General features: G+C 73.8%; 16 protein-coding genes. 8 read left to right on the forward strand and 8 right to left on the reverse strand.

Annotated elements, in window-relative coordinates; all coding sequences use genetic code 11:
• Nucleotides 1–66: 66 nt before the first annotated feature.
• The 5 genes from ACSNOG_RS10675 to ACSNOG_RS10695 form a co-directional block, all read right to left on the reverse strand.
• Complete coding sequence (locus tag ACSNOG_RS10675; protein WP_436752340.1) at nt 67–1,731, reverse strand: APC family permease; 1,665 nt, start codon at nt 1,729–1,731, stop codon at nt 67–69.
• A gap of 457 nt (nt 1,732–2,188) precedes the next feature.
• Nucleotides 2,189–3,574, reverse strand: coding sequence for a lanthionine synthetase C family protein (locus tag ACSNOG_RS10680; RefSeq protein WP_436752341.1), 1,386 nt, complete (start codon nt 3,572–3,574; stop codon nt 2,189–2,191).
• Nucleotides 3,571–6,726, reverse strand: a complete 3,156-nt coding sequence (locus ACSNOG_RS10685; RefSeq protein ID WP_436752342.1) for a lantibiotic dehydratase — start codon at nt 6,724–6,726, stop codon at nt 3,571–3,573. The genes ACSNOG_RS10680 and ACSNOG_RS10685 overlap by 4 nt, the downstream gene beginning before the upstream one ends.
• Complete coding sequence (locus tag ACSNOG_RS10690) at nt 6,726–6,866, reverse strand: hypothetical protein (RefSeq protein ID WP_436752343.1); 141 nt, start codon at nt 6,864–6,866, stop codon at nt 6,726–6,728. Before ACSNOG_RS10690 ends, ACSNOG_RS10685 begins: the two co-directional genes overlap by 1 nt.
• The gene (locus ACSNOG_RS10695) at nt 6,836–6,964 is read right to left on the reverse strand and encodes a hypothetical protein (protein ID WP_436752344.1); all 129 of its coding nucleotides are present in this window, start codon (nt 6,962–6,964) and stop codon (nt 6,836–6,838) included. The genes ACSNOG_RS10690 and ACSNOG_RS10695 overlap by 31 nt, the downstream gene beginning before the upstream one ends.
• A 183-nt stretch (nt 6,965–7,147) precedes the next feature.
• On the opposite strand from ACSNOG_RS10695, the gene ACSNOG_RS10700 reads away from it, so the two are divergent.
• Both ACSNOG_RS10700 and ACSNOG_RS10705 read left to right on the forward strand, forming a co-directional pair.
• The gene (locus ACSNOG_RS10700) at nt 7,148–7,645 is read left to right on the forward strand and encodes a hypothetical protein (RefSeq protein WP_436752345.1); all 498 of its coding nucleotides are present in this window, start codon (nt 7,148–7,150) and stop codon (nt 7,643–7,645) included.
• Nucleotides 7,646–8,104: 459 nt separating this feature from the next.
• Nucleotides 8,105–8,329: a hypothetical protein gene (locus ACSNOG_RS10705; protein ID WP_436752346.1), complete on the forward strand. Its 225-nt coding sequence runs from the start codon at nt 8,105–8,107 to the stop codon at nt 8,327–8,329.
• Between the two features lie 197 nt (nt 8,330–8,526).
• Here ACSNOG_RS10705 and ACSNOG_RS10710 read toward each other — a convergent pair whose 3' ends face one another.
• The gene (locus ACSNOG_RS10710; protein ID WP_436752347.1) at nt 8,527–11,562 is read right to left on the reverse strand and encodes a non-ribosomal peptide synthetase; all 3,036 of its coding nucleotides are present in this window, start codon (nt 11,560–11,562) and stop codon (nt 8,527–8,529) included.
• Between the two features lie 151 nt (nt 11,563–11,713).
• Nucleotides 11,714–13,354, reverse strand: coding sequence for an MFS transporter (locus ACSNOG_RS10715; protein WP_436752348.1), 1,641 nt, complete (start codon nt 13,352–13,354; stop codon nt 11,714–11,716).
• A gap of 102 nt (nt 13,355–13,456) precedes the next feature.
• Between ACSNOG_RS10715 and ACSNOG_RS10720 the strand changes: the two genes are divergently transcribed.
• The 6 genes from ACSNOG_RS10720 to ACSNOG_RS10745 all read left to right on the forward strand — a co-directional run bounded on the left by ACSNOG_RS10720 (nt 13,457) and on the right by ACSNOG_RS10745 (nt 20,368).
• Nucleotides 13,457–13,642, forward strand: coding sequence for a hypothetical protein (locus ACSNOG_RS10720; protein WP_436752349.1), 186 nt, complete (start codon nt 13,457–13,459; stop codon nt 13,640–13,642).
• A gap of 158 nt (nt 13,643–13,800) precedes the next feature.
• Nucleotides 13,801–15,261, forward strand: a complete 1,461-nt coding sequence (gene gndA / locus ACSNOG_RS10725) for an NADP-dependent phosphogluconate dehydrogenase (protein ID WP_436752350.1) — start codon at nt 13,801–13,803, stop codon at nt 15,259–15,261.
• A gap of 243 nt (nt 15,262–15,504) precedes the next feature.
• Nucleotides 15,505–16,002: a DUF6643 family protein gene (locus tag ACSNOG_RS10730; RefSeq protein WP_436752351.1), complete on the forward strand. Its 498-nt coding sequence runs from the start codon at nt 15,505–15,507 to the stop codon at nt 16,000–16,002.
• Nucleotides 16,003–16,140: 138 nt separating this feature from the next.
• On the forward strand, nt 16,141–17,001 hold the full coding sequence (locus ACSNOG_RS10735; protein WP_436752352.1) for an MOSC domain-containing protein: 861 nt from the start codon (nt 16,141–16,143) through the stop codon (nt 16,999–17,001).
• Between the two features lie 225 nt (nt 17,002–17,226).
• A complete protein-coding gene (locus ACSNOG_RS10740; RefSeq protein WP_436752353.1) occupies nt 17,227–17,832 on the forward strand; it encodes an Rv1733c family protein in 606 nt (201 codons plus the stop codon).
• Between the two features lie 106 nt (nt 17,833–17,938).
• Nucleotides 17,939–20,368, forward strand: a complete 2,430-nt coding sequence (locus tag ACSNOG_RS10745) for a right-handed parallel beta-helix repeat-containing protein (RefSeq protein ID WP_436752354.1) — start codon at nt 17,939–17,941, stop codon at nt 20,366–20,368.
• On the opposite strand, the gene ACSNOG_RS10750 is transcribed toward ACSNOG_RS10745, so the two are convergent.
• Nucleotides 20,338–22,743: a hypothetical protein gene (locus tag ACSNOG_RS10750; protein WP_436752355.1), complete on the reverse strand. Its 2,406-nt coding sequence runs from the start codon at nt 22,741–22,743 to the stop codon at nt 20,338–20,340. The two genes, ACSNOG_RS10745 and ACSNOG_RS10750, sit on opposite strands and share 31 nt — an antisense overlap.
• Nucleotides 22,744–22,753: the final 10 nt, after the last annotated feature.

Here is a 22,753-nt window from a genome sequence, read left to right on the forward strand (position 1 = left end):
GTACGCAGCGAACAGGCCGGCCCCGGACGTTCCGGGGCCGGCCTGTTCGCTGCGTACGGGCGGCGTTCAGGAGGCCGTGGCCTCTGCCGGCTCCGCCGGCTCCTCACGGCGCGTCTGGGCGGGCACCGTGCCGCCGCCGGCGCCGCCGAGGACCGGGTCGGGCCCCGACAGGCCCGCGCGGTGGGCCTGGACGCCCGCGCGTACGGCCCAGAAGTAGAAGCCCAGGGCCGTCACGCCGACGAGCGCGGTGTCGAGGCCGCCCGGGATCACCCCGTGGCCGCCGAACTCCTTGCTGCCGAGGGCCGACAGCAGGGACAGCCACAGCAGGAAGCCGACCATCCACCACGCCGGCGCGAACTGGCGGCGCAGGTTCTCGCCCCGGCGGCGCAGCACGATCGCGGCGATGGGGACGGAGACCAGGGTGAGCAGGGTCACCTTGCCGGTGTTGGGCCACTTCGACCAGTACAGGGCGCAGGCCGCGAAGGCGAAGATGAGCGGGCAGAGGATCTTGGCGGCCGGGAGCCGGAAGGGGCGGGGCAGCTCGGGCTTGGTCTGCCGGAAGACGCCGACGGCGATCGGGCCCATCAGGTACGAGACGACCATCGCCGCGGAGACGACGCTGGCCAGGGCCTCCCAGCTGTGGCCGATGGTCACCAGCAGGAGGACGGAGAAGGCCAGGTTGAGCCACATCGCGGGGCGGGCGACGCCGTAACGGGGGTGCACCTCGGCGATCTTCTTCGGGAAGAAGCCGGTGTCGGCGAGGTTCTGCGCCAGGTAGGCGGAGGAGGCGACGTTGCCGATGTTGGCGCCGTTCGGCGAGATGAAGGCGCCGAACTGGAGCATGGTGACGACCCAGTGCAGCATCAGCAGCTTGGCGAGGTCCGCGAAGGGCGAGGCGAAGTTGATGCCGCTCCAGCCGCCGGCCTCGGCGAGCTTCTCCGGCGGGACGGCGCCGAGGAAGGCGACCTGGAGGGCCAGGTAGATCACCAGGCCGAGGGAGAGCGCGCCGACGAGGGCGAGCGGAATGGCCCGGCCGGGGTTCTTGGCGTTGCCGCCGAGGTTGACGACGGCCTGGAAGCCGTTGAAGGCGAAGACGACGCCGGAGGCGGTGACGGCGGTGAGGACGGCCGACCAGCCGTTGGGGGCGAAGCCGCCGTGCGCGGTGAAGTTGTCGGTGTGGAAGCCGGAGGCGATGAGCGCGCCGACCGCGAGGACGGGGATGGCGAACTTGACCAGGGTCAGCAGGTTGTTGGCCCGCGCCAGCAGCTCGACGGACCAGTAGCAGGCGAGCCACAGGGCGACGGTCAGGAACAGGGCCGTCGCGATGCCGGTGCCGGTGAGGCTGCCGTCGGAGACCAGCCCGCGGGCCCAGCCGAAGCTCCACGAGGACATGTACTGGGTGCCCGCGATGGCCTCGATCGGGATCAGCGAGGCCGTGGCGATCCACACGGCCCAGCCCGTGATGAAGCCGAGCACGGGTCCGTGCGAGATGGAGCCGAACCGGGCCATGGCGCCGGGCAGCGGGTAGGCGGCGCCGACCTCGGCGTAGGACATGGCGATCATGCCGATGAAGATCGCGCCGATCACCCAGGCGACCAGCGCGGCGGGGCCCGCGACCTGAGCCGCCTGACCGGCTCCGAAGAGCCAGCCGGAGCCGAAAATGGACCCCAGCCCGATCATGATCAGGGCGAAGAGACTGAGGCCTTTTCGATTGGCCGCGCTCAGATCCACGACGTGCATTCCGTTCTGCCGGAGACAAAGTCCGACGGCAGCCCGTGCACCTCTCGGGCCCTGCGGCTGCCGCCCTTTTGCGTCGGCTCGCGCCGCAGGACGACATCGTCTTCCGGGCCGAACCTTCCGAACGGGACGGAATTCAGCCGCGCGCAGCGAGAAGCGGCCCGGCGGCTCTGCCGAAATCATCCCCGGGAGCGGACACCGGGCGGCTGCGCACGACGAACCTTGAGGAATTCGATCAGCGGTGGTCCGGGCTCACTGGCGACGAGATCACCGAGGACGCAATAGCGACGCCCGTCATCGTACGACAATCGCCGGAACGTCTCCAATCGCCGCCGCTGAGCCCTTATTTCCGGCGCAACCACACCATTTCATAAATGCCGAGTGACCGAGTGCGTGCTTTCCGTGAACCTATCGAGAAATCAGCGGAAATACTTTTCCGGACAGCGTCGCATCACGCGATCAGCAGCGCGCGGTCCCAGCCCGTCGCCGGTGCCGTGTCCGTCGCGAAGGTGTGCAGGGCCAGTGCCGTGCCGGCCGCGCCGGTGAGAAAGCCTGCGCGGTCGGTCGCCCGGCCGCGCGGCGGGGGCCGGTGCCGCAGCCCGAACGGCTCGTCGGGCGCGGCCGAGCCGGTGACGCGCCGGGCGAGCCAGGGCAGGAGGTCGCGCAGGCAGGGATCCCCGGTGTCGTGGGCCATGCGCCAGGTGATCTGCAGAACGCCGCCCCAGCCGTGGCACAGCCCCGGATCCGCCTGCTCGTCGCGGTCCTCCCGCCGTGCCCGGGCGAGCTCCGAGCGGAAGCCGGCCAGGGCCGTGCTCCGCCACTCCGGTACGTCCAGGGCCCGGCCGGCGAGGTACAGCGCCCGGCAGACGCCCACCGCTCCGTAGCACCAGGCCGGGCGGTCCGGCGCGTCGTCGGGGGCCACGGCGGTGCCGCCCGCCGGGTGCAGGACGAGCGCCCTGGGCCAGCGGGTGCCCCGCTCGTCGTGAACACGGATGTCCGCCAGCCAGTCGGCGAGCGTGTGCATGGCCGCTTCCTGACCGGGGACCACGACGCCCCGTTCCCAGGCCAGGGCGAACAGGGCGAGCGGCCCCGGTGCCCCGTGCGCGAGCCCGGCGTTGGCGTGCCCGGCCTCGGGTGTGGTGGGCGGGTAGCCGGATCCGGGGCCCTGGGCGGTCCACCAGCCCGGCAGCGTGCGGCCGTCCTTCAGGCGTACGGGCACGGTCAGCGCCACCAGGGCGGCGAGCACGTGGGCCAGCGCGTCCCGGCCCGGGGCGTCGTCGAGCAGTTGGGCGCCGAGGCCGGTGAGCCCGGACACGACGTCGTAGGCGGCCATGGTCACGCACTCGCCGTCCGCGGGCCGGCGCCGCAGTTCCCGGGCGGCCGTGTCGCGGGCGTAGCGGCGGAGCTGGGTGCCGAGCCGTTCGGCGGCCCGTAGGGGACGGCCGACGGCCGCCGCCGCGCGCGACAGGACGAAGGAGAGCGCGGGCACGCCGTAGTAGAGGCTGGGCCTGGGGGCGGCGGAGGGTGCCGTCGCGGCGCGCACCGTCGCCTCGGCCAGCCAGCGGTGTGCGGTGCGCAGCGCCTCGCCGTCGGTGCGCCCGGGTTCGAAGTGCCCGGGTTCGAGGTGCCCGGGTTCGAAGTGCCCGGGCTCGAGGTGCCCGCGTTCGAAGTGCCCGCGTTCGAGGTGCAGCAGGGCGATGCCGGGCAGGCCCTCGCTGAGGGTCAGGTCCTGCCAGGCGGGCCGGGAGGCGGGGTGGTGCGCCGCGACCCGCCATGGGTCGGCGAGCCGCTCCGCGATGTCGGCGGCCAGGGCCTGGGCGGCGCCGCGGGCGGTCACACGCCCGCCTTTACCCGGCCGAGGTGTGCGCGCAGGGCGGCGCGGGCCAGCGCCAGTGACTGCCGTTCGGCGGTGCGGTCGGTGCCCGCGAGCCGGTTGTGGTGCATGTGCAGCAGGGAGGCCAGCGCGCGGTCCTCCCCGCCCCACCGCTCCGCCGGGGGCAGGGCGCGCAGCCGCCGCCCGTACGCGGCCACGGCGGTGGCGCGGCGGTCCCAGATCCGCAGGAGTTCGGCCCCGCCGGGGTGGAGGCGCAGGGCCTGCCAGCGGCCGTCGGCGTCGAGGAGGCGGCGGGCGGGCTCCCGCAGGGCGGTGGGCGCGTCGTCGTGGCCACGCGCGGCGTCGTCGCCCAGGAGGCGGAGCGCGCCGTCGGGCCGGCCGAGGAACCGGTGGTGGAGGTCGATGTAGTTCGCGGCCGCCAGGAGCCGGGCGTCGAGGGAGAGGGTGCCCGCGCGCAGCAGGGCGAGCTGCTCCAGGCAGGCCGTGCTGTCGGCGTCGAAGGCCGCTTCGGCCGCCGCCATGGCCGACGGGCCGCCGTAGCGCTCGAGCTCGGGATCGTACGTGTCCAGGGCGAGCCGCCCGCACAGCCCCTGGTCCGCGAGGCACGCCGCCCACTCCCCCAGGCGCGGCAGCAGCCGCCCGCCGAGGTCGGCGGGCTCTCCGTGGAAACGCAGGCGCAGATGGGGGTCGGGGTCGGCGTAGCGCAGGTAGAACCAGCGGGTGCCGGATCCGTCCAGCAGGCCGGGCAGGTGGGCGGTCAGGATGTCGTCGTGGCGCTCCGGCGAGCAGAAGAGCTTGGCGTACAGCCAGCGGGAGCCGGGGTGGTGGGCGGTGGCGGCCCGGCGGCGCGGCGGGGCCGCGAGCGGCTCCCGGGCCGTTTCGGGAGCGGTCGTGCGGACCATGGGGAAAGCGATCTCGGTGCGGTGCCCGGCGGACCAGCCGCTGCCGTACTCCTCGCCCTCCGGCGCCTCCCGCAGGTGTGCCGTGGGCCGGCGCCGCCACTCGTGCCGGAGCAGTTCCAGGTGCGCGTCGGAGGTCAGGTCGAGGGTGAGGCGCTGGTCGCCGTGGACCGCCGTGACCCGGTCGGGCACGTCCGCGCGCTCGCGCCAGGCGGTGAACAGCCGCCGCCACTCGGCCGGGCCGGTGGCCGGGTCGCCGGCGGCCGCGGGCAGGTCCGGGTCGGCCGGGTACCAGCGGGCCGGGGCCAGAACGGAGCGGCCGGAGCGCACGCGGGGCAGATAGGGCAGGGCGGCTGCCGCGCCCCAGTCCCAGACGGGCAGCGCCGACTCCCCGGAGCGGGGCAGCTCGGCCAGGAAGCGGGCCGTCGCGGGGGCGTTGCCGGGCAGGCTGAGCATGCTCGGCATGGTGGGGACGACCTCCACCGCCATCGCGGAGGAGACGAGGGCGAGCCGGTCCGTCGTCGCCACCACGGCCAGGTCGTCCAGGCCCAGGGCGTACCGCGACGCCCGGTCGGTGAAGGCCGCTACCGTGATGACGTGGTCCGTCCAGCGGGGGACGCGGCCCACGTTGGCGGCCCGGCCGCCGACCGTGCGGAAGGCCAGCTGGGCGCGGACGGCATGCGGGTCGTGCGTGGGCACGGAGCGCAGCACCTCCCCGAAGCGCCGGGCCTCCTCGCCCAGGGCGGGCGCGAAGCGCCCGGCGACGGCGCCCGCGACGGCCGAGACGGCACCGACCAACAGCCGGAACCGGCCCTCGGCCATGGCCTCCAGGGACGCCGCGCGAACCTCGGCCACCAGATCGAAGGACGGCAGCGGCGCGAACCGCGTCCCTTGGACGGCGCCCCGGTCCTCCCGCGACGGGCGGCCGGCTCCGGTCAGGCGGGCCACGCGCGCGTCGTCCAGGACGAGCTCGCGTTCCCCGGCCGTGGCCGCCTCCTGCGCCCAGGCCAGCAGCAGCCGGTCGCGGTCGTCGAGACCCTCCGCGCCCGGCAGGGACCGGGACGCTGCCGGTGCGCGGTACTCCTCGGGGACGCCCAGGCCCCGCTCGGCGTCGAGGAGTTCGGTCAGAGGGACGGCGCGCCCCGTTCCGTAGCGCTCCAGGAACCGGACGTGGTACGCGCGCAGATGCCGTGGCCCGGGCCGCGCGGCGGCCAGGGTCGCCAGGACACCGGCGGTGCGTTCCGCCTCGGTCCGTACGGCCTCGGGCAGCCGGGCCGTGACGTCCAGCCGGAGATCGGTCTGCACCAGCCGCTCGGCCGGGTGCGTCCGGCGCATGCGCGCCTCGGCCACGGCGAGGGCGGCCCGGCCCCGGCCCGGGGCCCGTGTCGCGTAATGGGCCAGTTCCCGCTCGACGTGCGCCAGGTCCCGCAGGACGTCCCGGCTCCGTACGGAGAGACCCTCCCCGGCGCGCGCCGCCAGGCTGAGGACGCCGAGGACATGAGCCAGCGGGTCGCCGTCGTCCATGGGCGGGTGCAGCTCCGTCAGCAGCACCCCGCGCCGGACCAGTTCGGTGAGCATCGCCCGGACGGTGTCCCCGTCCACGGCCGGGAAGTCCTCCGTCATCCGCCGGACGAGCTCGGGCCAGGGCACGGGGGTGCGGGCGAGCTCCAGCGCCCGCCGTACGGCCGCCGTGCGGCGCACGGTGATCTCCTGCACTGCCGGGCGCCGGAGGGGGAGGTCCGCCGGTACGGGGACGAAGCCCAGCACCAGCCGGTCGCCGCGCACCGTGCACAGGTCGTTGGCCGTCACCCGCAGGGCCGCCAGGACACCCGGGTCCTCCTCCAGGCGGCTGACGGCAGCGGTGAGCCAGCCCATATCGGCCCGTACGGACTTGGTGTGCCGCTCGCCCCAGCGGAATTCCGGGCGCTGCGCGAAGCCCGCGGTCGCCACGCCGGCCATGAGGCCGAAGGGGGTGGCCCGCTCGCTCATCCGCAGCGCGTAGCGCGTCAGGGCCCGCTCGGCGCGGCGCTCCTCCTTGGCCGTCAGGGGCGCGCCGGCCGCCGCCCTGTCCAGCACGGCGGACAGCGACGGGCTGGCGAGTGCGACGGCCTCGCGCAGCAGTCCGTCCGCGGCGGCCCGCCGCGGGGACGGTGTCCCCGCCGGGTCCGGAGCCATGTCCACCGGCCGTATCGCCGCTCTCAGGAGCACCACGTCGGCGCAGGCATAGCCGCCGTTCGCCTCGTCCGCCGACCTCATCACCGACACCATTTCTCCGCTCCCGTTGGCCACCACCGTTTACGTGCGTGCGTGCCGTACGGGCGGGGCGGGCCCCCGCCCCCGCCCGTACGGCACCCAGGGGGACGGGTCAGCAGATACAGCCGGTGCCCGTCATGCACTCGTTGCTGGTGACCAGGGCCGCCCCCGCCTCACCGGGCACGCCCTCGAGGGCCGGCGCCGCGATCTCTTCCACGTCCAGGTCGAAAAGGTCGTCCATGACGATTTCCTCTCTCGCATTCCTTTGCACCGCGCCCTGGTGGAGCGGTGGGGGACCACGCTGGACCGGGCCGTTCAACAAGCGGTCAACGAATGCCCAGGGGCGGGGGCGCCCGTGTGGGGGTGGGCGTGCCGCAGCCACCGGTTTGAACTGCCGTCATGCCCCTCAGGTCATACTTTCTCGGTGACTACAGCCACCAAGATCCCAGTGCCCGCCCCTCGCCCGAAGCGCCGCAAGGTGGTGTGGCTCGTCGCCTTAGCCGCGACTGCAGCTATAGGCGGCCTCGCGTACGTGGTCACCGGGGGCGAGGACACCGTTGACGAAGGTTTTCATGAACGCTCCATAGCCTGCTCGGAGGCCATGTATGCCATGGGCTGGGTCCTTCCCGACCATGCGAGCGACCAACGGTGCACCGAGCTCAGCGGCGGCCTTGCGGGCCACACCCAGTCGGGGACCTTCCGCATGCCGCGCGCCGATGCCCGCCCCTGGCTGGCTGAGCTCCCCGGAGAGCGGAACAAGCCGGGCGGGGTGGACTCCGACAGCGTGGTGGAACGGAAGGAAGGGCTCGCCCTTGGCGTCCTCAGGCCGCCGGGCCGCCTTCAGGCCGATGAGGTGAGGGTGGACGTCCGCTGGGAAAACGAGGAGACCGCAGTCGTCACCTTCGAGACGTTCGATTACTAGACGTCGCTGAACCGGTCACCGGGCCGCGATGACGTGCGGCCCCTGTGACAGGAGTGCGCGGCGATGCTCCGGCCCCATGCCGGTTCGCTCCGGCCGGCCTGCTCTGGGCCAGCCGGTGAACCGTCGGGTCCCTGTGCTTCGGGGCTGAGTAGCGCACCGCATACTGGGGGGATGGTCTCGCTGCCTTCGTCGTCTCGATTTCGGGACCCTCAGTGCTCGAAGGAATCGTTCATCGACGCGGTCCTTGTGCAGTGTCCGAAGTGTTCCAAGGTTGCCCACGTGGTTCCGGCTTCCCGAGCCGTCGGCAGTGGGCCACCGTCGATGTTCGATCAGCGGAGTCTCGTCTGCCGCAGCTGCGGCCTTTCCCGGCAGACCCGGAGAGACGAGCCGGGGGCACTGCTGAGGTTCTCCTGGGGACCTGGTCCGATCACTGACCCCTACTTCCAGGTGCCGCTGTGGTTGCAGACCGAGACGCGGCACGGCCGCGTCTGGGCCTACAACCCGGAACACCTGGAAATGATCAGGCGGTTCGTGCAAGCACCGTTGCGTGAGCGGGCTCCCTGGTACGAGGCGGGGAAGAAGATGACGTTCATCGCCCGGCTGCCGGGGTGGGTGAAGCAGGCGAAGAACCGCACCGAGGTCCTGCGTGCTATCGACCGCATTCGCACCTCGCTGGTGAACTGATCCACTCAGTTCCGGCCGGAGCCCGGGGCGTCACGTCAGAGCGCCGGTGCGCCGAGTACGACCACCGCAGCACGCTACGGTACGGACCCGGGCCCTGCTGACCACCGGCCGCAGGCCGCCCAGAGGCACCATCGCCTCATCGGCGCCGGTCCGCCCCGGGGCTGGAGGCAGGACCGGGCCTGTCTGCGATCCCCGGGTCAGGCGAGTGCTTCCCGGGTCAGGGCTGTCACCTGTTCCAGGGTGGGCTCGCCCGCGATGCCGGCCAGTTGGGCCACGAAGGACCTTTCCTGTTCCGGGGTCAGCAGCTCACGGCAGACGGCCGCGGCCATGGCGAGCAGCGAGAGCGAGTCCCCGCCGAAGCGGTGGAAGTCGGCCTGGGCGTCCAGCCGGGAGCGTTCCACCCCGAGGGTGCGCGCCCAGATGTCCGCCACTGCTTCCTCGACCGGGTCCGCCGGATCCGCCGGTCCTGTCGACCCGCCGCCCGCCGCACTGCCCGCTTCGCCGTCGAACGGGTCCGGCAGTGCCTTCGTGTCCACCTTGCCGCTCACGGTGTAGGGCAGCTCCGGCACCACCATGGTGGCGGCCGGGACCATGTAGGAAGGCAACAGTTCGCCCAGGTGGCCGGTCAGCTCCGCTTCCGTCACGGGAGAGGTCGTCAGTACGTAGCCGTACAGGGCCTTGCCCGGGTGGCCGGGTCTGCTCCTGGCGACCACGACGGCCCGTTCCACGGCGGGGTGCTGCTCCAGTGCCCGGGCCACCTCGGCGGGTTCGACCCGGTGCCCGCGCACCTTGACCTGGTCGTCGATGCGTTCCACGTACTCGATCTCGCCCGAGGGCAGGATCCGGGCGAGGTCGCCGGTGCGGTAGACGCGGCTCCCGTCGGCGAGGTGGACGAACCGCTCCCGGTCGAGGTCGGGGCGGCCCAGGTAGCCGCGGGCGAGCTGCGCGCCGCCCAGGTACATCTCGCCGGTCTCGCCGGGGGCGACGAACCGGCGCTCGGAGTCCAGCAGGAACACGGTCGTGTTGTCCGCGGGGAGCCCGATCGGCACGACGGAGCCCGCGCCGTCCGCTTCGGGGTCGAAGACGTGGGCGGTGCACCCGATGGTGGCCTCGGTCGGGCCGTAGAGGTTGATGATGCGGCAGTCCGGCCCGAACATCTCCTGCGCCCGTGCGGCCACTTCCACTCGCAGCTGCTCGCCGACCACGACCACCGTGCGGTATCCGGTGGGTGACAGGTCGAGCCGTCCGATCAGGTCGAGATGGGCCGGGGTGAGGTTCAGCGTGTCGGCGCCCGAGTGCTGCAGCAGCTCGCGCAGCGAGAGGTGGTTGGGGTCGTCGGGCATCAGCACCACGCGACCGCCGGCCAGCAGGGGCAGGAAGACCGACGTGCCCGAGACGTCGAAGGACGGTGAGGTGAGCAGCGGCATGCGGGTGTCCGCGTCCACCCCGAACGCGCGGGTCGCCCAGTGGACGTAGTTGAGCAGGTTCCGGTGCTCGATCTGCACGCCCTTCGGCCGGCCGGTGGAGCCGGAGGTGTAGATGACGTAGGCCAGGTCCTCGGGACTGACGGCAGCGTCCGCGTTCGCCACAGGAGGAGCGACGCCGGCCACAAGGTCGTCCAGGATCAGCGCCTTGCGGCGCGACCGGACGCATTCGCGCTGGTCGTAAGGGCGTTCCACGAGGCAGAAGATGCTGTCGGCGTCGTCCAGCAGGTCGGCGAGGCGGGCGTCGGGGTGCCGGACGTCCAGCGGGAGGTAGCACGCCCCGGCGCGGAGCACGCCCCACAGGCCGGCCAGTGCGGCCACGGTGCGGCCCGCCAGCAGTCCCACCACGCTGCCGGGGCCTACTCCCTGGGCACGGAGTTCGGCGGCGACCGCATCCGCGCGGCTGCTCAGTTCCCGGTAGCTCACGTCGCCTTCGGGGCCGCTGACCGCGATGCGGTCCGGCGTGCGCTCGACCTGCGTGCGGAAGAGTTCGACCACCGAGCGGTCGGACGGCAGAGGGCGTTCGGTGCGGTTGCCCTCCCACTGCCGGTACTCCCGGGGGGACAGGGCCTCCTCGATGGTGTCGAGCACGGCGTCGGCGCGCTCCGCCATGCCGGGGCCGTCGTGCCAGGCCACGGTCAGCTCCGTGTGCCCGCCGGTCTCCAGCAGGTTGACCTCCAGGGGGCTGCCGGGGCTGGTGGTGCCCAGCGTGTAGACCGTGCGGGCCCGGAACTCCCCGGCGCAGTAGTCGGCCAGGTCGACGCTGCCCAGGTGCGAGAGGTAGGCCAGGCTGTTGTAGCGGTTCTTCCCGGTCGCGAAGCGGTCGATCCCGGCGTTGACGGCCCGCAGCAGCGGCAGTGGCATGCGCAGCGTCGACTTGGCGAACGGCGGGGCCAGTTCAGCGCCGTCGGCCAGTGCGGTGAGGATGCGCTGGTGCACGTCCTGCCAGCTGTCGCCGGCGCTGACGTCCAGTCGCAGCGCGCGGACGAGCGAGGCGGTGGAGCGGGGCTCCGGGAGGTGGCGGCGCAGGTCCACCGGTACGAAGAACCGTCCGCGCCCGGAGCCGTACGTGTCGGCCAGCACCGCGGCGATCCTGGCGGTCGCTGCCGGGTGACGGCCGTCCACGGTGCGGCGGCGCCGGAGCAGGCCGGGCGAGGCCGCCGGGCGGCGGCCGAGCAGTGACGGCCACTCCATCTTGGGGGCGGGCAGGGCCGGTGGCGGGCCGCCGGGCCGGTCGAGCTGCTCGATCAGCTCCTCGTCGTTGAGCCGGGACGGTGCGCCGAGCGGTTCCTCGCCGCGCAGCACCCGGAAGACGTCGGCGGCCCAGAGCAGCAGGCCGCGCCCGTCGGTGACGCCGTGGAAGGCGCGGAACACCACGGTGGACGGCGCTCCGGGTACGAGTACCACCTCGCAGGTGGCACCGGAGCCGTCCAGCGTGCGGTGCAGGTAGGGCGCGCCGAGACCGTCGTGGTCGCCGGGCGTGCCGTCGACCACGGTGACGGCGGGAGGTTCTCCGCTGTCCACCCAGCGGCGGCCCCGGCGTATCAGCCGCATCCCGGGGGATGCCGCGGCGGCGACGGACACCGCCTTGGCGAGGCCCGCGGCCGACAGATCGCCGTCGCCTCCCACCACGTGGACCACGCAGTGGCCCGGTCTCATGCCCAGGAACACCCATTCCATGGGGGACACGGCGCGGGAGTAGGGCCGGGAGCCGGCGGAGCCGCCGCTGCTGCTGCGTTGGTTTCTCAAGGTTGTCAAGGTTCATCGCAATCGTGTGGCGTGACATCGACTCTCGCCGTACGGTCGCCCGGGCCATCCGGCAGGCTCTCCGCCCGGCGAGTTCCGCACCGGTGGTGCGGCCGGTATTTCGGCGCGGTTCACCGCGGCCGTGTACGAACCCTCAGGTCCGGTCGGCGGTCCGGCCCTGCACGGGCGTGACCGCAAGGTCTTCGGCTTCGGCCCGGTCCGTATTCGCCTGAAGAGAGGTGGACGAGGGCGAGGACGAGGACGGGGACGATGACGGGGTGCCCGCCGGGAGGTGGCGCATCAGGCGGGCCGCCAGCAGCGCCGCGCCGACCATGAAGGCCAGGCCGGCCAGCGCCGCCAGGTGCATCCCGTCCGCGAACGCCGCCCGTGCGGCGGCGGCCAGTTCGCTCCCGGCCGGGTGCGGCAACCGCGCTGCCACGGTGACCGCGCCGCCGAGCGTGTCGCGCGCGGCGTCCGCCGCCTGCCCCGGCAGGCCGGACGGCATCGAGTCGGTCAGCTGCCGGCGGTAGACCGCCGCGCCGACCGCGCCGAGCACGGCGATTCCCAGCGAACTGCCCAGCTCGGTGGCGGTCTCCGAGGTCGCGGCGGCGGCGCCGGCCCGTTCGGGCGGAGCGGCCGAGATCGCCAGGTCGGCGGTGAGCGTCATGGTCCCGACCGTGCCCGCGCAGAGCACGCCGGCCGCGGTGAGCACCAGGGCCACCGGGGAGCCGGGCCCGACCAGGAGCATCAGCCCGAAGCCGAGCGCGCCCACCAGCAGTCCGCCGGCCATCTGCTGGGCGGGGCGGACCCTGCCGGAGAGCACCGAGGACAGGCCGACCGCCACCGCGACTCCGGCGCTCGGCACCAGGGACCAGAGCGAGGCCGCGAGGGGGCTCATGCCTTTGATGAGTTGCAGGTACTGCGAGGTGAAGAGGGTGAAGCCCATCATGGCGAACATGGCGACCGTGTTGACGGTGAGCGCGCCGCTGAAGGTCCTGATCCTGAAGAGAGCCAGGTCGATGAGCGGATGGGCCGCCGTGCGCTGGCGGCGGACGAAGAGGGCGCCCAGCACGAGCCCGGCGACCAGGATCAGGGCCGGGGCCGGGCTCCAGCCCTCGATCGCCAGCGTCTTGACGCCGTAGACGACCGGAAGGACCGCCGCCAGCGAGAGCCCGGCGCCCGGCAGGTCGAAACGGCCCTCGCGCGGAGCGCGGTACTCCGGCAGCAGGAACGGGCCCGCGAGCAGCAGCAGCGCCATAACCGGCAGGGAGAGCAGGAAGGTCGACCCCCACCAGAAGTGGTTCAGCAGCAGCCCGCCGGCCACCGGCCCCAGCGTGGCACCGGCGGTGCTCGCGGCGGTCCAGGCGGTGATGGCCGTCTGCCGCTGCCCCGGGTCGTGGAACATGTTGCGGATCAGCGCGAGCGTGGAGGGCATCAGGGTGGCGCCGGCGATGCCGAGGAGCGAGCGGGCCGCGATCAGCTGGACGGTCCCCTGGGCGTACGCGCCCAGCAGGGAGGCCGCGGCGAACCCGGCCGCGCCGCAGAGCAGGAGCCGCCGGCGGCCGATGCGGTCTCCGAGGGCGCCCATCGGGATCAGCAGCCCGGCCAGCAGGAACGAATAGCTGTCCATGATCCACAGCTGCTGGCTGCCGCTGGGCTCCAGGTCGCTGCTGATGAACGGCACGGCGAAGAACAGCACACCCATGTCCATCGAGAGGACCAGGGTGGGAAGCAGGAGGACGAAGAGCCCCGTCCAGGTACGACGATCGGCGAGGCCGTTGGGCGCGGCGGTCATGGAGGCGACCGTACGTACCGCCCGTAAGGCTGCATAGGAAGTGCATCCAACTCGGCCGCCCGGAACCCTCATTTAGGGGGGATTAGGGGGACCGGTCACGTCTTGGCGCGTTCGCGCGGCTACGCAGCGTCGACCAACCGGCGGGGTTCTCTCCCGTACCGGCTGCGCATCGTCGCCGAGCTCCTGTGCAAGCAGATCGCCCGAGCGGAACTGCAGCGCCTCAACGACTCCCCCGCAGCGAGCCGCCTATACGACGAACCGACCGGCGGGCTGCTCCGAAGAAGCTGACAGACCCGGAGTCGTCTCAGCGCGCACTCAGCCACCCTCGAGTGCCGCATGCCACGATGGCCGGGCGATGTCCGGATGCCTGACGCGGGAGGTCCGCGACCCCACGGCATTGACACGCGCCCCAGCCTTCGGTCACAGCGACAGGAGTGGACCACCGGATGCCCAACACCTCCGCCCAGCAAGCCACCGCGCAGATCGGCGTCACCGGACTCGCCGTCATGGGCAGCAATCTCGCCCGGAACTTCGCGCGGCACGGGCACACCGTCGCCCTGCACAACCGCACCTACGCCAAGACCGAGGCACTCGTCGCCGAGCACGGGCACGAGGGGAGTTTCGTTGCGGCCGAGTCCGCGGAGGACTTCGTCGCCGCTCTGCAGAAGCCCCGACGGATCGTCATCATGGTGAAGGCGGGCGATCCGACGGATGCCGTCATCGACGAGTTCGCCGCGCTCCTGGAGCCCGGTGACGTCATCATCGACGGCGGCAACGCGCACTTCAACGACACCCGGCGACGCGAGGCGGCCCTGCGCGAGCGCGGGATCCACTTCGTCGGAGCCGGGATCTCGGGTGGTGAGGAAGGGGCGCTCAACGGGCCCTCCATCATGCCCGGCGGGTCGGAGGAGTCCTACAAGTCCCTCGGGCCGCTGCTCGAAAGCATCGCGGCCAAGGCGAAGGACGGCACGCCCTGCTGCACCCACGTCGGGCCCGACGGCGCCGGACACTTCGTCAAGATGGTGCACAACGGCATCGAGTACGCCGACATGCAGCTCATCGCCGAGGCCTACGACCTGCTGCGCGACGTCGCCGGATACGAGCCCGCCCGGATCGCGGAGACCTTCCGCACCTGGAACACCGGCCGCCTCGACTCGTACCTGATCGAGATCACCGCCGAGGTCCTGTCCCACACGGACGCCGCCACCGGCCGCCCGTTCGTGGACGTGGTGGCCGACGAGGCGGAGCAGAAGGGCACCGGCCGCTGGACGGTGCAGACCGCGCTGGACCTCGGGGTCCCCGTCTCGGGCATCGCCGAGGCCGTCTTCGCCCGTTCCCTGTCCGGGCACGGCGATCTGCGCCGGGCCGCGCGCGAACTGCCCGGGCCCGGGCGGGAGTCCCTCGCCCCGGAGGCCGCGGAGGAGTTCGCCGACCGGGTCGAGGAGGCGCTGTACGCGTCGAAGGTCGTCTCGTACGCCCAGGGCTGGAACATGATCGCCGCGGCGAGCGCGGAGTACGGCTGGGACATCGACCTCGGCGCGATGGCCGCCATCTGGCGCGGAGGCTGCATCATCCGGGCCGCGTTCCTCGACCGCATCCGCGCCGCGTTCGCCGCCGACCCGCAACTGCCCACGCTGCTCGCGGACAAGGGGTTCGCCGAGGAGGTGGGGCGGGCGCAGGACTCCTGGCGCTCGGTCGTCGCCACCGCCGTCGGCCGGGGCGTGCCCACGCCGGGCTTCTCGGCCGCGCTCGCCTACTACGACGCCCTGCGGGCGGAGCGGCTGCCCGCGGCGCTCACCCAGGGGCAGCGCGACTTCTTCGGCGCCCACACCTACCGGCGCACGGACCGCGAGGGGTCGTTCCACACGCTGTGGGGCGGCGACCGCAGCGAGGAGCAGACCGGCTGAGGGAGCGAACAGACCGGCTGAGGAGAGCGAGCGGGCCGGCCGAGGGAGGGGTCGCGGACCGGTCGAGGGAGGGCAACGGAGCGGTTTCCGGGGGCCCGTGGAGCGATACCCCCGGATGGCCGTACGTAGGGATGTGTCCGACCTTGCCGGTTCTGTCCTGACCTGCGTCTTTGCAGGTCAGCGGAGGGTTTGTGCCGACCGTGACGTAGACCTCGCGAGGGACGTGGGCTTAACTTATGCGCTATGACCTCCCCCCGCAGCACCTACGGCGGCGGCTACTACGCCTCGTCGTCGTTCCCGGACACCCCGATTTACGACAGCCTCGTCGCCGAGCGGGGCACCCCGCAGATCGCCCCGATCCGCGTGTCGTCCCCGTACGACGGCGGTAGCAGCAGCAACCTGCCCGCCCTGCCTGCGCTGCCCTCCGGCCCGTCCGCGGCCCAGGCCCCGCAGCCCTCGTACGGTGGCCAGGGCGGGGCTCCGTACGGCTATCCCGCGCCCGGCCCGCAGCAGCCTTCGGGGCTGCAGCAGGCGGCCGCGCCGTACATTCCTCAGCAGCAGCCCCCGCGCGCCTACCCGGCTCCGCAGCAGCCGCAGCAGTACCAGCAGCAGCCGCGGCCGGGAGGGGCGCCGGCGGGTCCGTCCGGTTACGACGCGATGCGCCCGGTCTCGCCCCGCCCGGCGGCGGGGCAGTACGAGGACCCGTACAACCGCCAGTATCCGAATCAGGGCGGTTACTGACCTTTCGAACCCCTGTGACTGCTCTGCCGGGTTCTGCGGGGCAACCCGGCGGTGCGGTCCGGCGGCAGGTGCGGGGATGCCGCCGCGGTGTGGGGAGGTATTCGTCCAACCGCACGACCGGGGTGGCAAGATGACCGTATGTCCACGCCCGTGCTGACCGCGATCCATTTCTATCCCGTCAAGTCGCTGACGGGGTGCGCCGTCCGCGAGGCGGCCGTGGAGCCGTGGGGCCTGGCCGGCGACCGCCGGTGGATGCTGGCCGACGCCGGCGGCACGGTCATCACCCAGCGGCAGCAGCCGCGGCTCGCCGTGGCCTCGGCGCGGCCGCTCCCCGGCGGCGGCATCCGGCTCGCCGCTCCGGGAACGGACCCGCTCGACGTCGCCGTGCCCGTCCTCCCCGGTCCTGCGGAGGCGGGCGGCACGAGTGACACGTGCGGCACGGTCACGGTGCAGGTGTTCGGGGACAAGGTCGAGGCGGTTCCCGCCGGAGACGCCGCCGACGCGTGGGTCAGTGCCTTCCTGGGGATCGAGGCCCGGCTCTTCCACATGGACGAGCCGGCCATCCGCCGCGCCATCGACCCCGGCTTCTCCCTCCCCGGCGAGACCGTCAGCTTCGCCGACGGCTATCCGCTGCTGGTGACCACCCTCGCCTCCCTCGACGCCGTCAACGCGCTCGTCGCCGCCGGCGATCTGCCCGGCGAGGGCCCGCTGCCCATGGACCGCTTCCGCCCGAACGTCGTCGTCGGCGGCACCGAGGCGTGGGCCGAGGACGAGTGGCGGCGCGTACGGATCGGCGAGGTGACCTTCCGGGCGGTCAAACCCTGCGGCCGGTGCATCGTCACCACGACGAACCAGCGCACGGCCGAGCGCGGCAAGGAGCCCCTGCGCACGCTCGCCCGGCACCACCGGATCGGCGGCAAGGCCGTGTTCGGCAAGAACCTCATCCCCGAGCACACCGGGACGCTGCGCGTGGGCGACGACGTCGAGATCCTCGACTGAGCCCGTATCTCCCCTGCTTCACCCCTGCTCCCCCTGCTTCACCACTGCTCCCCCTGCTCCCCCGCGCCTCCGGTTCCTCCCCCCGTCCGCCTCCCTCCGCCGTCCGCCACCCGTCAACGCACCGCCCCCGACGGCATCCGGAGGGGGTGATTTTGCTCTCTCCGCCGTCTTCCTCCGCATGCGATGCCCTGTGTGAGGTATTTACGGACCCGGAAGGGGGTGAGCATGGTGCGCGCTACGGCACTCGCATGGCGATGGCGGCGCAATCCCCTGCGTCGCCGGACCGATGTCCTGGAAGCCTGGGTGGGATTGTCCGCCGTGGTGCTCATGCTGCTCGCGGGCCCGGTCACCGGCTGGGTGACGGGATCGCTCTCCCACGAGGCCCTGCGGCACATGGCCCGCGAACAGCAGCAGCACCGGCACCAGGTGACGGCGACGACCGTACGGGCCCTGCACGGCAGGCCTTCCGAGGCCGACCGCGAGGTCACGGCGAGCCGCGACGGACACCATCGGGTGGTCGCCCGCTGGCACGGCCCGGACGGCAAGGACCGCTCCGGCGTCGTCTCCGTGCGCCATCCCACGCGTCCCGGGCAGCCGTTCCCGCTGTGGACGGACGACCACGGGCAGCTCTCCGGCCGCCCATTGGACTACGACACGGCCGCCGTCCACGCCGGCCTGGCGGGCGCCGGAGCGGCCATCGCCGCCTGCGGGCTGGTGGAGGCGGTGCGCCGCATCGTCGTATGGCGGCTCATGCAGAGGCGGTACGCCCACTGGGACCGCGCGTGGCTACGGGCCGGGCAGACCTGGGGCCGGGCGGACGCAGGCAGCTGACCGGTCAACTCCCGGGGCCCGCGCGCGCTACCGTGGCTACGGTGGCCGGCGCGGTACCGGCCGGTCCCGGGTCAACGCACGCACGAGGTGGGGGCACAGCAGCACCATGGCACAGGGCTCCGTCCAGGTGACGCACACCGGCCCGTCGCGTTGGCGGCGGCGCACCGGCGAGTACGACTCGCTCGCCTCGGCCCTGGAAGCTGCGGTGGACGGGGACGTGCTGTCCGTCGCCCCCGGCACCTACCGGGAGAACCTGGTCGTCACCCGCGCGGTGACGCTCCGCGGCGCCGAGGGTTCGCGCGGCAGTGTGCGCATCGCGCCCGCCGACGGAGTGGCCCTGACCGTACGGGCGTCGGCGGCGTTGCAGGACCTGCACGTCGAGGGGCACGACGGCGCGGCCCCCGCGCTCGTCGTCGAGGACGGGGCGCCGGAACTGACCGGCCTGCGCATCGTGACGCGCTCGGCGGTGGGCATCGAGGTGCGCGGCGGCTCCCGTCCCACCGTGCGCCACTGCACCGTCGACAATGCCGGCGGCATCGGCATCAGCGTGCTGGACGGCTCGGGCGGCGTCTTCGAGGACTGCGAGGTGGTGGCCGCAGGGCAGTCGGGGTTCGCCGTGCAGGGCGGGGCGCATCCGCGCCTGGAGCGCTGCCGGGTGCACCACGCGTCGGGCGCGGGGCTGTCGCTCACGGGCGAGGGCAGTTCGCTGGAGGCGGTCGGCTGCGAGGTGTACGAGGTGCGGGGAGCCGGGGTGCAGGTGGCTTCCCGGGCGGCCGGCCGGCTGACCGACTGCCGGGTGCACCGCACGTCCGGGGACGGAGTGACCCTCGACACGGACGCCGTGCTCGCCCTCGTCGACTGCGACATCCACGACGTGCCGGAGAACGGGGTGGACCTCAGATCCCGTTCGGTGCTGTCGATGACGCGCTCGGCGGTCCGCCGGTTCGGGCGCAACGGCCTGTCCGTGTGGGACCCGGGCACGCGCGTGGACGCCGACCTGTGCGAGATCCACGACAGCAAGGGCGACTATCCGGCGGTGTGGATCAGCGACGGGGCGACGGTCTCCCTCGGCTCCTGCCGGGTCCACGACGTGCCGGACGCCCTGTTCGTCCTGGACCGCGGCTCACACGTGGACGTGGTCGACAGCGACCTCTCCCAGGTCCGCAACACGGCCGTGTCGGTGAGCGACGGGGCGACGGCCCGGCTCGCGGGCTGCCGGATCCGCGAGGCGGGCACGGGCGCGTGGTTCCGCGATCACGGCAGCGGCGGCTCCATGGCGGGCTGCACCATCGACGCCGCGGCGACCGGCGTCATCGTCACCAAGGGCGCCGACCCCAGCATCGAGCAGTGCACGGTGAGTTCGCCCGTGGAAGCCGGCTTCTACGTGTCGGCCGGGGGCCGGGGCACGTTCCACGAGTGCCGGGTGACGGGCAGCGGGGGCTACGGATTCCACGTCATCGACGGATGCCGGTCGACCCTCACCCGCTGCCGCACGGAGCGCTGCGAGCGCGGGGGCTACGAATTCGCGGAGGCCGGCCCGGTCAGCGAGGGCTGTACGAGCGACGAGGCGCTGACGTCCGCGGCGGTCGCGCCGGTGCCCTCCGGAGCCGGGACGGCCGGGAGGTCGGTGGTGACGGCCACCCCCCGGGCAGTGGTGCTGCCGGTGGCCGTGCCGGTGCAGCGCTCGGCCGGGGAAGTGCGGCCCGCGGCCGCCCCGGAGGGCGCCCGGGCCTCGGTGACGGTGCTGCGGGAACTGGACGCCCTGGTGGGCCTGGAGAGCGTCAAGAAGGAGGTCCGTGCCCTCACGGACATGATCGAGGTCGGGCGGCGCCGGCAGGAAGCCGGGCTGAAGGCCGCGTCGGTGCGCCGGCACCTGGTCTTCACGGGCTCTCCCGGCACGGGCAAGACGACGGTGGCCCGGCTCTACGGCGAGATCCTCGCCTCGCTCGGGGTGCTGGAGCGCGGCCACCTGGTGGAGGTCTCGCGCGTGGACCTGGTGGGCGAGCACATCGGCTCGACGGCCATCCGCACCCAGGAGGCCTTCGACCGGGCCCGCGGGGGCGTGCTGTTCATCGACGAGGCGTACGCGCTCGCCCCCGAGGACTCGGGGCGGGACTTCGGCCGGGAGGCCATCGACACGCTGGTGAAGCTGATGGAGGACCACCGCGACGAGGTCGTGGTGATCGTGGCCGGCTACACCGACGAGATGCAGCGCTTCCTCACGGTCAACCCGGGGATCGCCTCCCGCTTCTCACGCACCATCACCTTCGGCGACTACGCCCCCGAGGAGCTGCTGCGCATCGTGCAGCAACAGGCCGACGAGCACGAGTACCGGATCGGGGCCGGGGCGTCCGAGGCCCTGCTGCAGTACTTCGCGGACATCCCCAGGGGGCCGGCGTTCGGCAACGGCCGGACCGCGCGGCAGACGTTCGAGGCGATGGTCGAGCGGCACGCGGGCCGGGTGGCGCAGCTGACCGACCCGAGCACCGACGACCTCACCCTGCTCTACGCCGAGGACCTGCCCGCGCCGCCCTGAGGGGGCACCGGTATCCACGTGGCGAGCCGGGCCAGCAGGGCCGCTCTGATCCGGGCGAACTCGGGGTCGGACTGGTAGTGGGAGTGGCCGAGGATGGCCGCGGGCAGCGGGTGCTCGGCCGTACGCCCGTACGCCAGGGGGTCCTTGAGGGGGCCGTGGTCCACGGCGGGGCCGGCCGGGGCGTCGCCGGGCAGGCGGACGGGGCCTCCGATGGGGTCCGTGCGCCGCCACAGATTGCACCAGCAGTGGATGTCGTCGTGCAGCGCGGCGAGCTTCACGGGCCCGAAGTAGGCGGGGAACCAGCGCCCGTAGAGCCGCTCCAGGGGCGATCCGTAGGTGAGCAGCGCGACCCGGCCGCGGGTGGCGGCGGGCAGCTGCCAGACGGCGGCCGCGGCGAGGACGCTGCCCTGGGAGTGGCCGGAGATGACGAGCCGGCCGCCGGTGCGCTCGGTCCAGGTCCGCATCCGCCAGGTGAGGTCCGGTACGGCGCGCTCGGCGTAGCAGGGCGGGGCGAAGGGGTGGGCGGCGCGCGGCCAGAAGGTGCCGACGTCCCAGAGGATGCCGACGGTGCGGCGGGCGGCGGGGTCGCGGTAGGCGCGCCGGCCCCAGGTCAGCAGCAGGACGAAGCCGAGGCCGACGCACCAGGAACCGAGGGCCTGGGCGGTCTGGGCGACGTCCTCCACGATGCGGGCGGTGCCGGCGGCGGCCCGCCCCGGCACGTCGTGCGTGCTCCAGGCACCGGCGACCGCGCCGCCGCCGAGGAGGAGCGTGAGCACGGCGACCGTGCCGAGGACCCGCGGGGCGGCGTCGGTGAGGCGGGCGCGGGCGACGGTGCCGGCGATGGCGCGGGTGCGCGCCCGGTCGCGGCCCTCGCCGGGATAGCCGTCGGGGACCGTGCGGCACAGGCGTTCGCGCAGGTGCCAGGTGCGCACCGCGAGGACGAGGAGGAGCAGGAGCAGGACCGCGAGGAGCGGCGGGATGACGGACGCCTGCCAGGTGAGCAGGGCGGGCGGTCCGCCGATCGGGCCGTCGCCCATGCCGGGGGTGGCCGGGCCGTCGAGCCAGTCGGCGACGCGCTGGGCGACGCCTGCGGTCATGACGCCGCCGAGGGCGCAGGCGAGGGTGGCCACGGCGGGGCCCGCGAGGCCTCCCAGGGGCGTCCGCTCGGCGGGGGCGGCGCGGTGCAGGCGGCGGGCGGCGAGCGCGAGGAGGAGGACGAGGGCGCCCTGGCCGAGGGCGATCAGGCCGAAGACGCGGTCGCCGGGGAGCATGCCGTGGGACTGCCAGCCGGGGCGGTCCCAGGCGGAGTAGGCGGCGGCGAGGAGGAGCAGGCCGAGCGCGGTGAAGGGCAGGGCGGTGACGGTGATCCGGTCGAGGGCGTCGTCGGGGGCGTCCTCGCTGCGGCCCCGGCGGCAGACGGCGTGGACGACGAACACGGCGGCGACGGCCAGGGCGGCGACGAGGGACCAGCCCAAGGCGTCGAGCACGGCGCTGCCGCCGGGCGCGCGGTCGTGGCGGGAGGCGGCCTGGGCGAGGAAGGCGGCGACGGTGAGCAGGGCGGCGGCCGTGTGGGCCGCGCGCAGACGGGCGACGATGCGCCGCCCGTACCAGAAGCCGGGCAGGCACAAGGCGGGGCGGCTGCCGGTGCGGCGGCCGCCGGCCTCGCGCGTTTCCTCGACGGATCCGGCGCCGGCGCCGGCGGGCACCTGGGCCTCGTAGGCGCTCCAGGTGCGGCGGGAGAGGAGCCAGAGCAGGCCGGTCAGGGCCGTGGGCACGGCGGCGGCGAGGGCGAGCCTGCGGCCGGGCGGGCTCCACCAGCCGCCCCGGTCCGCCGACATGAAACCGAGCCAGGCCTTGCCGGAGGAGCACGCGCGCGTGCCCGCGCACTGCCAGGCCGTCAGGTCGAGGGCCACCTCGCAGGCCGCGGCGGTGAGCAGCACGGTGAGGGTGAGGGCGACGAGCCGCACCAGCAGGCCGTAGGCCCGGACGGTGCGGCGACGGCCCTCGGAGGTGGGGCGCATCCAGTGGGCCAGGTTGATGACCATGAAGGGGAGCAGCATCAGCCACAGGGCGCGGGAGCCGTCACCGGAGGTCAGGTTGGACCAGACGTAGGCCTCCCGGACCGGGTCGCCACCGGGGCCGCCGGGATGGTCCTCCGCGTCGAGGTCGGCGACGCGGCGGTGGATGCCGGCGATGCCGTCCCCCGTGACGCGCTCGGTGCGCGGATCGCCCAGCATGGCCTGCGGCGTGGCGCCTCCGACGCCGTGCACGAGCAACTCCAGGGCCGGCCCCGGCGGCTTGGCCGGCGAGGCCTCCTCGTGCTCCTGCCCGGGCGCTCGTGCCTGCTCCGACTTCGCTCGGTCCTCCGGTGCCACCGCATCCCCC

It is taken from the genome of Streptomyces sp. URMC 124 (genome assembly GCF_051386455.1).
Classification (GTDB): Bacteria; Actinomycetota; Actinomycetes; order Streptomycetales; family Streptomycetaceae; genus Streptomyces.